Origin of the sequence: Streptomyces sp. NPDC059816 (assembly GCF_042732055.1) — a bacterium.
Lineage (GTDB): Bacteria > Actinomycetota > Actinomycetes > Streptomycetales > Streptomycetaceae > Streptomyces.
Genome location: NZ_JBHWIQ010000057.1, coordinates 1 through 10,868, shown reverse-complemented (window position 1 = coordinate 10,868; position 10,868 = coordinate 1). Strand labels below are relative to the sequence as shown.

The 10,868-nt window shown below is 74.8% G+C and carries 2 protein-coding genes; both read right to left on the bottom strand.

The window, feature by feature from the left end:
* A partial coding sequence (locus ACFV88_RS35715; RefSeq protein WP_385496389.1) for a type I polyketide synthase occupies nucleotides 1-6,487 on the bottom strand: 6,487 nt, incomplete at its 3' end.
* Nucleotides 6,488-6,596: 109 nt separating this feature from the next.
* Nucleotides 6,597-10,868, bottom strand: a 4,272-nt coding sequence (locus tag ACFV88_RS35710; RefSeq protein ID WP_385496388.1) for an SDR family NAD(P)-dependent oxidoreductase, incomplete at its 5' end; no start/stop codon positions are given.

Here is a 10,868-nt window from a genome sequence, read left to right as displayed (position 1 = left end):
TCCGCCCCGCAAACACCTCCGAACCACCCAACAACCCCACAGCCATCCCCACCCACTGCGACCCCTGACCCGGAAACACCACCACCGAACGACCGTCGACCGTACGACCGCCGTCCCACGCTCCCGAGTCGTCATCGGCCATCTGGCCCAGTTGGGTGTGGAGTTGGTCCCGGTCTCCGATCAGCGCCTTGCGGTACTCGAAGGCGGTGCGCGCGTGCAGGGCGGAACCGATGTCGCGCGGGTCGGGTACGGGGCCGCCGTCCAGATGGCTGCGTAAGCGCTCGGCCTGGGAGCGCAGTGCCCGGAGGCTCTTCGCCGACAGCAGCCAGGGAACGGCCGGGAGGGGGATGCGTTCGGCCGTCGAGCCGTCGTTCTCCGACGGTACGTGCTCAAGGATGGCGTGGACGTTGGTGCCGCTCAGGCCGAACGAGGACACCCCGGCCCGGAGAGGGCGGCCATGGAGCGGCCAGGGTTGGTGCTCGGTCGCGAGGGCCAGCGCTCCGCGTGTCCAGTCGACATGGCCGGAGGGCCTGCCGACGTGCAGGGTGCGGGGCACCTGCCCACGCCGCATGGACAGCACCGCCTTGATGACCCCCGCCACCCCCGATGCCGCCTGGGCGTGGCCGAGGTTGGACTTGAGGGCGCCGACCAGCAGGGGCCGGTCGGCGGGTCGGTCCTGGCCGTACGTCGCCAGCAGCGCCTGCGCCTCGATCGGGTCACCCAACCGCGTCCCCGTACCGTGCGCCTCCACCACGTCCACCTCCGACGCCGACAACCCCGCATCCGCCAACGCCGCACGGATCACCCGCTGCTGCGACGGACCGTTGGGGGCGGAGAGGCCGTTGCTGGCGCCGTCCTGGTTGACGGCGGAGCCACGTACCACCGCCAGTACCGGGTGTCCGTTGCGGCGGGCGTCCGACAGCCGCTCCAGCAGCAGGACGCCGACGCCCTCGCCCATGCCCATGCCGTCCGCGTCGTCCGAGAACGCCTTGCAGCGGCCGTCCTCGGCGAGTCCCCGCTGACGGGAGAAGCTGATGAGGGCGCCGGGGGTCGCCATCACGGCGACGCCGCCGACGAGGGCGAGGGAGCAGTCTCCGCCGCGCAGCGCGCGGCCGGCGAGGTGCAGGGCGACGAGCGAGGAGGAACAGGCCGTGTCGACGGTCACCGCGGGGCCTTCGAGGCCCAGGGTGTAGGCGACTCGGCCGGATACGACGCTGGGTGCACTGCCGGTGAGCAGGTGACCGTCCCCTTCCTCCGACTGGGCGACGACGGCCGCGTAGTCGGCGTAGTTGACGCCGGTGAACACTCCGGTACGGCTGCCGCGGAGGGCGGTCGGGTCGATGGCAGCGCCTTCGATCGCTTCCCAGGTGGTTTCCAGGAGCAGCCGCTGCTGCGGGTCCATGGCCAGGGCCTCGCGCGGCGAGATGCCGAAGAACTCCGCGTCGAAATCGGCCGCGTCGTGGAGGAAGCCGCCCCGTCGGGTCGTCGAGGTGCCGGGGTGGTCGGGGTCGGGGTCGTAGAGGGCTTCGACGTCCCAGCCCCGGTCGGTGGGGAAGTCGGAGACGGCGTCGCCGCCGTCGGCGAGCAGGCGCCACAGGTCTTCGGGGGTGCCGATGCCGCCGGGGAAGCGGCAGGCCATGGACACGATCGCGATCGGCTCGCCCTCGGGCGCGTGCGGCTGCGCGGCGGCGTCCGGGCCGCAGGGGTCCGGTTCGGTGGACCGTAGGCCGAGCAGTTCGGCGCGGATCTCCTGGGCGAGCGCGGTGGACGACGGGTGGTCGAAGATCAGGCTGGACGGCAGCCGCAGTCCGGTGGCGGTGTTGAGCCGGTTGCGGAGTTCGACCGCGGTGAGAGAGGCGAAGCCCATGTCCTGGAAGGCTCTGCCGGGCCGGATCGCGTCCACCGTGGCATGGCCGAGGACGGCTGCGGCGTGGGTGAGGACCAGGTCGAGCAGCAGGCGGTGCTGTTCGGATTCACCGAGGGCGGCGAGCCGTTGGCGCAGCAGCGCGGCGGCGGGGGCCTCGGAGTCCGTGGCCGCGGTCTCCAGGGCGCGGCGTGCTTCGGGGATGTCGGTGAGCAACGGGCTGGGGCGGGCGGAGGTGAAGACGGCGGCGAACCGCTCCCAGTCGACGTCGGCGACGGTGAGGACGGTCTCGTCGTCGTCCAGCGCCTGGCGCAGGGCGTGCACGGCGAGGTCGGGGGCGATCCGGGGCAGGCCGTGCTGTTCCAGTTTGAACAGGTCGGCGTCCTCTCCGGCGATGCGGTCCTGCCAGGGGTTCTCGGCCTGCCAGATGCCCCAGTCGATGGTGGTGGCGGTGAGACCGCGGGCCCGGCGGTGCTGGGCCAGGGCGTCGAGGTAGGCGTTGGCCGCGGCGTAGGCGCCGTGGTCGCCGCTGCCCCAGACTCCGGCGATCGAGGAGAACAGGACGAAGGCGTCGAGTTCGCGGTCGAGCAGGGAGTCGAGGTGTTCGGCGCCGGCAGCCTTGGCGGCGACGATCTGTTCGAACGCGGACATCGGTGTGCCGTCCAGGGGGGCGAGCGCGACGAAGGCGGCCCCGTGGACGACCGCGGTGACCGGGTCGCCCGCCGTCTCCAGGCCGGTGAGCAGCTCCGCCACGGCCTGACGGTCCGCCAGGTCGCAGACGGGCAGGGTCAGTCGTACGCCGAGGGGGGCCAGTTCCGCGGCGAGTTCGGCCGCGCCGGGCGCCTGGGGGCCGCGGCGGCCGGGCAGGACGAGGTGGGTGGCGCCGCTGCGGGCCAGCCAACGGGCGAGGTGCGGGCCGACGGCTCCGGTGCCGCCGGTCAGCAGGACGGTGCCGCGGGGCTTCCAGTGGTTCGTTCGGCCGTCGCTGCGGGGGGCGTGCCGGAGGCGGCGGGCCAGGATGCCGGTGGGGCGCAGGGCGAGTTGGTCTTCGCGGCCGAAGCCGTCCGTGCCGGGGCCGGAGGCCGTCAGTACGGCGACGAGCCGGGCCCTGGCTCGGTCGTCGAGGTCCGGTGGCAGGTCGATGAGCCCGCCCCAGCGGGTGGGCAGTTCCAACGCGGCCACCAGTCCGGTGCCCCAGACCAGTGCCTGGCGGGGGCGGGTGACCGGGTCGTCGGGGCCCGTGGACACGGCCCCGGTGGTGGCGCACCACAGGGGTGCCGCGAGGGCGAGGTCGCCGAGGGCCTGCACCAGCGCGACGGTGAGTGCCGTCCCGGTGGGCAGGGCGGGGTGGTCGGGGTGGGGCTGCTCGGCGGCGGCCAGCAGCGACAGCACGCCCGTGGGAACGAGGTCACCGAGGGTGGTGGCGAGCACGTCGGCGAGGTCCGTGCGGCGGACGGCGTCGGCCGTGAGTTCCGCCGTGAGGACGGTGGCGCCCGCTTCGGTGAGGGCGAGCAGCGGGCCGCGTACCCGTGCGTCGTCGAGTCCGGCGGGCAGGACGACGAGCCAGGTGCCGGCAGCGGGGACGTCGGCCGGCGGGTCGGGCAGGGGCTGCCAGCCGATGCGGTAGCGCCAGGAATCGATGACGCTCTCGTCGCGCCGTTGTTCGCGCCAACCGCGCAGGGCCGGCAGTACGGGGGCGAGGGCGTCCTCGTCGACGGCGAGGCGCGCGGCGATCTCAGCCGGGTCGTCGTGGTCGACCATGTGCCAGAAGGCCGTGTCGTGCGGATGGGCGGCGGCCGGTCCGGTGTCGGGCGCCGCTTCGGGCTCCAGCCAGTAGCGGCGCAGCTGGAAGGGGTATCCGGGCAGGGCGGTCGGGCGGGCGCCGGTACCGGCGTACACCGCGGACCAGTCGACGGCCGCGCCCGCCACCCACAGTTCGGCGGCCGAGCGCAGGGCCCGGCGCAGTCCGCCGTCGTCGCGGCGCAGGGTGCCGACGACCACCGGCGGCTCCGCGGAGCCGGTGGCCTCGGCGGTGTCCTGGAGGGCCATCGTCAGCACCGGGTGCGGCGACACCTCGACGAAGACCTCGTGGCCCTGCTCGACCAGGGAGCGTACGGCCGCGTCGAAGCGGACGGTGCCGCGGAGGTTGCGGTACCAGTAGTCGGCGTCCATGGCCGTGGTGTCGAGCTGGCCTCCGGTGACGGTGGAGAACAGCGGTATCGGGGCCGGGAGCGGGCGTACGCCGGCCAGCGCGGCCAGCACCTCGGACCTGATCCGTTCGACCTGGGCCGAGTGCGAGGCGTAGTCCACGGGTACGGCCCGGGCCCGTACGTCCTGTGCGGCGCAGTGGGCGAGCAGTTCGGCGAGGGCCCGGGGCTCCCCCGAGACCACCACGGCGGCGGGCCCGTTGACGGCGGCCACCGACAGCTTCTCGGCCCAGGGGGCGATCGTGGAGCGGACCTCGTCCTCGGGCAGGGACACCGCGACCATGCCGCCGAGTCCGGTCAGCGCCCGGACGGCTTGGCTGCGCAGGGCGACGACCTTCGCTCCGTCCTCCAGGCTCAGCGCTCCCGCCACGACGGCGGCGGCGATCTCTCCCTGGCTGTGCCCGACCACGGCGTCGGGCCGGACGCCCCAGGACTCCCAGTGCGCGGCCAGCGACACCATCACCGCCCACAGCGCCGGCTGCACCACGTCCACCCGTTCCAGGGAGGGCGCGCCGGGCGCGCCCTCCAGGACGGCGGAGAGCTGCCAGTCGACATGGGCGGAGAGGGCGGCGTCGCAAGCGGCGAGGCGGTCCCGGAAGACGGGGCTGGTGGCGAGCAGGTCCCTCGCCATGCCGGCCCATTGGGAGCCCTGGCCGGGGAACACCAGTGCCGTCCGGCCCTCGACGACCCGGCCGGTGCCCGTGACGACGTCGGCGGGCGTGGCAGGGGCGGGCACCGGGGTCGGACCGGCGGGGAGGTCCGTGCCCGGTCCGGACAGGGCGGCGAGCCCGTTCAGCAGGGCGTGCTGCCCGTCCCCGATCACCACGGCCCGGTGTTCGAAGGCGGACCGCGTGGTCGCGAGCGAGAACCCGATGTCGGCCGGCCGTGCGGTCGCGTCCGTGACGAGCCGGGCGCGCAGCCGGGCCGCCTGGTCCCCGAGCGCGGACGCGGTGCGGCCGGACAGTACCCAGGCCGACGCGGCCCCGGGCCCGCCCGCCGGCTCCGCCGACGGCCCGGCCGCGGTGTCCGGCCCGTCGGTCCCTGCTTCCGGTGCGTCGGCCGGTTCCGGCTCCGGTGCCTGTTCGAGGACGACGTGCGCGTTGGTGCCGCTCATGCCGAACGAGGACACGCCGGCGCGGCGCGGCCGGTCGACGGCGGGCCAGTCGCGGGCCTGGGTGAGGAGTTCGACGGCTCCCGAGGACCAATCGGCGTGCGGGGTGGGCGCGTCCACGTGCAGGGTGCGCGGCAGGACACCGTGTTGCAGCGCGAGGACCGTCTTGATGACCCCGGCGACCCCGGCGGCGGCCTGGGTGTGCCCGATGTTGGACTTCAGCGACCCCAACCACAGCGGACGGTCGGCCGGCCGGTCCTGGCCGTACGTGGCCAGCAGCGCGTCGGCCTCGATGGGGTCGCCGAGGGTGGTCCCGGTGCCGTGCGCCTCCACCGCGTCGACCTCGGACGCCGTCAGTCCCGCGTCGGCGAGGGCCGCCCGGATGACCCGCTGCTGGGAGGGGCCGTTGGGGGCGGTCAGGCCGTTGCTGGCGCCGTCCTGGTTGATCGCCGAACCGCGCAGCACGGCCAGCACCGTACGGCCGTTGCGGCGCGCGTCCGACAGCCGCTCCAGCAGCAGCAACCCCACGCCCTCGCCCCAGCCGGTGCCGTCCGCCGCCGCCGCGAACGGCTTGCAGCGGCCGTCGGGGGACATCGCGCCCTGCCGGCTGAACTCGACGAACACCGCCGGCAGCGCCATCACGCTGACCCCGCCGGCGAGCGCGAGCGAGCACTCACCGGCCCGCAGGGCCCGCGCCGCGAGGTGCAGCGCCACCAGCGAGGCCGAACAGGCGGTGTCCACGGTGACGGCGGGGCCTTCGAGGCCGAGCGTGTAGGACAACCGCCCGGACATCACACTCATCGAGTTCCCCGTCATCAGGAACCCCTGGACGGCTTCGGCGGCGCGGGGGCCCAGCGTCGCGTAGCCCTGGTCGATGGCCGCGGCGTACACCCCGGTACGGCTGCCCCGCAGGGTGAGCGGGTCGATGCCGGCCTGCTCCACGGCCTCCCAGGAAGCCATCAGCAGCAGCCGCTGCTGCGGGTCCATCGCGACCGCCTCACGGGGCGAGATGCCGAAGAACTCCGGGTCGAAGTCCGCGGCGCCGTCCAGGAACGCCCCTCGCCCGGGGACCGTGCCGCCGGACGGCCAGGCGGTCTCCCAGCTCCGGTCGCCGGGGACGGCCGCGACGGTGTCGCGGCCTTCGACGAGCAGTTCCCAGAGGTCTTCCGGGGTGCGGACACCACCGGGGAAGCGGCAGGCCATGGACACGATCGCGATCGGCTCGCTCGTGCGGGCCTCGGCCGCCCGGAGCCGCCGCCGGGTGTCCCGCAGGTCGATGGTCACCCGGTTGAGGTAGTCACGCATCCTCTGGTCGCTCACTGGACACCGCTGCTTTCGTCTCGGGCTGCTCGGGTCTCGTCTCGGGATGGGCGGGGTGCGCGGACGGCGCGGGGAAGGTGGACCGGTGCCGGGGTCATGTGGACCCCAACTGCCGGTCGATGTAGTCGAACACGTCGTCGTCGCTGGCCGCCTCGATCAGATCGGGCGCCAGGTCGTCCGCGTCGTCCGCGTCCTCCGTGGGGCGGGCGGTGATGGCCGGTGTCCCGCCGGGCAGCCGGCGGGTCAGCACTTCCCTCATCCGGGCGGCGAGTTCGTCGCTGACGCCGCCCGGCTGCAGGGCTTCGAGCAGGGCCTCCAGGGTGTCGAGCCCGGCCCGGACCGCCGCGTCGCCCGTCGGGCGGGCGGCGGTGGCCCGCTCGGCAAGGTGGCGTGCCAGTGCCTCCGGGGTGGGGTGGTCGAAGACGAGCGCGGGCGGCAGCCGCAGCCCGGTCGAGGAGACCAGCCGGTTGCGCAGTTCGACGCCGGTGAGGGAGTCGAAGCCGACGTCCTTGAACGGGCGGGCCGGGCGGATCAGGTCGGGCGAACTGTGGCCGAGCACCGCAGCGGCGGTGCCGCGTACCAGGTCGAGCAGGGTCCGGTGCAGCTCGGCCGCCGGCAACTCGGCAAGCTGCTGAGCCATCGAGCGGTCCGGTTCCGCGGCAGAAGCGGCGCCGGTACGGGCGGGGCGGACCAGGCCGCGGAGCACGGCGGGCAGGCGGTCGTCCTCCCTCAGCACGGACGGGGCGATCCTGGCCGCGAGCCGGTAGGCGTACGGGGAGTCCAGTGCCGCGTCGAACAGGGCGAGGCCCTCCGCCGAGGTCAGCGCGCCCACCCCGACGCCCCGGCCCGCGGTGACCGCGGCGGTCATCTCGCTGCGCTCCTCCCACAGGCCCCAGCCGATGGACAGGCCGGGCAGTCCCTCGGCCCGGCGTTCGGCGGCGAGGGCGTCGAGGACCGCGTTGGCGGCGGCGTAGTTCGCCTGCCCGGCGGCGCCGAACTGGGCGGCGCCCGAGGAGAACAGGACCAGCGCCGCGAGGTCGAGGCCCCGGGTGAGTTCGTGCAGGGCCAGCGCCGCGTCCGCCTTGGGCCGCAGGACGCGGTCGAGCCGGTCCGGGGTCAGCCCGGCGATCGTGGCGTCGTCCAGGACACCGGCCGCGTGGACGACGGCGGTCAGCGGGTGCGCGGCGTCCACCGACCCGAGCAGGTCGGCGAGTGCGGCGCGGTCGGCGACGTCGCAGGCGGCGACGGTGACCGACGCCCCGAGCCCGGTCAGCTCCCCCACCAGCTCCGGCATCCCGTCGGCAGAGCCGCCCCGGCGGCCCGCCAGCAGCAGGTGCCGAGTGCCGTGCGCGACGACCAGGTGCCGCGCCAGGAGCCGCCCCAGGGTGCCGGTGGCCCCGGTGACCAGGACGGTCCCTTCGGGGTCCGGCGCAGCGGGCAGCAGCAGGACGTTCTTGCCGACGCCCCGGGCCCGGCTGAGCGAGCGCAGGGCGGCCGGGGCCTGCCGGACGTCCCAGCCGGTGAGGGGCAGGGGACGCAACACTCCCTGCTCGAACAGGCGCAGGACGTCGGCGAGCATCTCGCCGATGCGCTCCGGACCGGCCTCCATCAGGTCGAACGCCCGGTAGCGCACCCCGGGGTGCTGTCGGGCGACCGTCCCGGCGTCGCGTACGTCGGTCTTGCCCATCTCCACGAACCGGCCGCCGTTCGGCAGCAGCCGCAGACCGGCGTCGACGAACTCCCGCGCCAGGCTGTCGAGCACGACGTCGACGCCGCGCCCGCCGGTGGCCGCCAGGAACTTCTCGGCGAAGTCGGTGGTCCGGGTCGAGGCGATGTGCGCGTCGTCCAACCCGCCGGCCCGCAGGACGTCCCACTTGGCGGGCGAGGCCGTCGCGAACACCCGTGCCCCGGCGTGCCGGGCGAGCTGCACCGCCGCCATGCCGACACCGCCGGCCCCGGCGTGGACCAGTACCGATTCGCCGCGCCGGAGTCCCCCGAGGTCGAACAGGCCGTAGTAGGCGGTGAGGAACACCACCGGCACGGATGCAGCGCGGGCGAAGGACCAGCCCGCCGGTATCCGGGCGACGGTACGGCGGTCGGCGACGGCGGTCGGGCCGAACGCGCCCCCGAAGATCCCCATCACCCGGTCCCCGGGCACCAGGTCGTCCACACCCGGGCCCACCGCGATGACGGTCCCGGCGCCCTCGCTGCCGAGGCCCTGCTGTTCGGGGTCGGGGTCCAGGCCGAGCGCGGCGATGACATCGTGGAAGTTCAACCCGGCGGCACGCACCGCGATCCGCACCTCGCCCTTGCCCAGCGGGGCGAGGGCGTCGGGAGCGGGCTCCGCCGTGATGTCCTCCGGGGAGCCCCGACCGTCGGTGGTGAGCCGCCAGGCGGCGCCGTCCGGCAGGGACAGCATGCCGTCCGCCCGTCCACTGCGGACCAGCCGCGGCAGCAGCGGCGGCCCGGTACGCAGCGCCAGTTCGGGTTCCCCGGTGGCGAGCGCCGCGGACAGGGCGTCCGCCGGCTCGCCGGTCCCGGCCGCGTCGATGAGGACGAAGCGCCCGGGGTGCTCGGCCCGTGCGCTGCGCACCAGGCCCCACAGGGCGGCCTGGGCGGGATCGACGGGACGGTCGGCCGGTCCGGTACGGACCGCGTCCCTGGTGAGCAGGGCCAGCCTGGCCTCGGTGAACCGCTCGTCGGCCAGCCACTGCTGTACAAGGGCGAGGCCCTGGTGCGCGGTGGCGCGGACCCGGTCGGCGGAGTCGGGCAGGCCGATGGTGGCGACGGCCGCCACGATCACCTCGGGAAGGGCGGCGCCCGCTCCGAGGGCGACCCCCAGGGCGTCGAGGTCCTGCCACGACACCGTGCCGGGGCCGGCACCGCCGAGGGCGCCCCAAGTGGGCGCGGCACTGTCGGCGGGGTCGGCGACCGGGGTCCAGTCGAGGTGGTACAGCAGGTCGGCGTGGGCGGTCGCGGAGAGCCGCCCGCCCTCGGCCGGAGGCCGCAGCAGGAGGGACTCCACCGCGAGCACCTGCCGGCCGGACAGGTCGTGGGCGTGCAGGGTCACGGCGTCCGCCGCGTCGGCGGCGAGCCGTACGCGCAGCGTAGTGGCCCCGGTGACCCCGACGGTCACACCGTTCCAGCTGAAGGGCAGTCGGGCCCGGCCGTCCTGGTCGGGCAGCAGCGCGGCGATCTGGAGAGCCGCGTCCAGCAGCGCGGGGTGCAGCGCGCATCCGGCCGCGTCGGCGTGCTGCGGCTCCGGCAGCACCACCTCGGCGAACACCTCGCCGCCGCGGAGCCACGCGGCACGGACGCCGCGGAAGGCGGGGCCGTAGTGGTAGCCGGCCTCGGCGAAGCGCTCGTAGAGGTCGCCGGTGTCCACGGGTTCGGCACCGGACGGCGGCCAGCTCAGCAGACCGGCCGGGTCCCCGGTGGACCGGGGTGCCAGGGTGCCGGTGGCGTGCTCGGCCCACGGTGCGTCGGCGTCCCTCGTCGTGCGGGCGAACACGCTGAGCCTTCGCCGGCCGTCGCCGTCGGGCGCAGCGACCCGGAGCTGTAGGTGGACGGCACCCTCGGCCGGGAGTACGAGCGCCGAGCCGAGGGTGAGTTCCTCGACCACCGGGCAGCCCGCCTCGGCCCCGGCGCGCAGCGCGAGTTCGAGGAAGGCCGTGCCGGGGAAGAGGACAACGCCCGACACCGTGTGGTCGGCGAGCCAGTGGTGGGAGTCCAGCGAGATCCGACCGCTGAGCAGTAGCTCATCGGAGTCGGCGACCTGCATCGCCGCGCCGAGCAGCGGGTGCCCGGTCGTGGCGAGACCCGCCGAGGCGACGTCCCAACTCGTGTGGGGAACGTCGAGCCAGTAGCGGCTGCGTTGGAAGGCGTACGTCGGCAACTCGACCCGCCGCGCCTCCGGGAACGCCTCCGACCAGTCCACTTCCAGCCCGCACTCCCAGGCGCGGCCCACCGCACGGAGCACCTGATCCACCCCGCCCTCACCCCGCCGCAACGTCCCCAACACCGCAACATCCACACCCGCCGCCTCCGCCGACTCCCCCACCGCAACCCCCAGCACCGGATGCGGGGCGGCCTCGATGAAGTACCGGAACCCCTCGGCCAGCAGCGATTCCGTCGCCTTCTCGAACTCGACGGTCTCCCGCAGGTTGCGATACCAGTACTCAGCGTCCAGGACCTTCGTGTCCAACAGACCACCGGTCACGCTCGAAAAGAACGGCACCGAACCCGACCGCGGAACAATCCCCTCCAGATCAGCGAGCAACCGCCCGCGGATCTCCTCCACGTGCGAAGAATGCGACGCGTAATCCACCTCGACCAACCGCGCCCGCACCCCCTCCCCCACCAACTC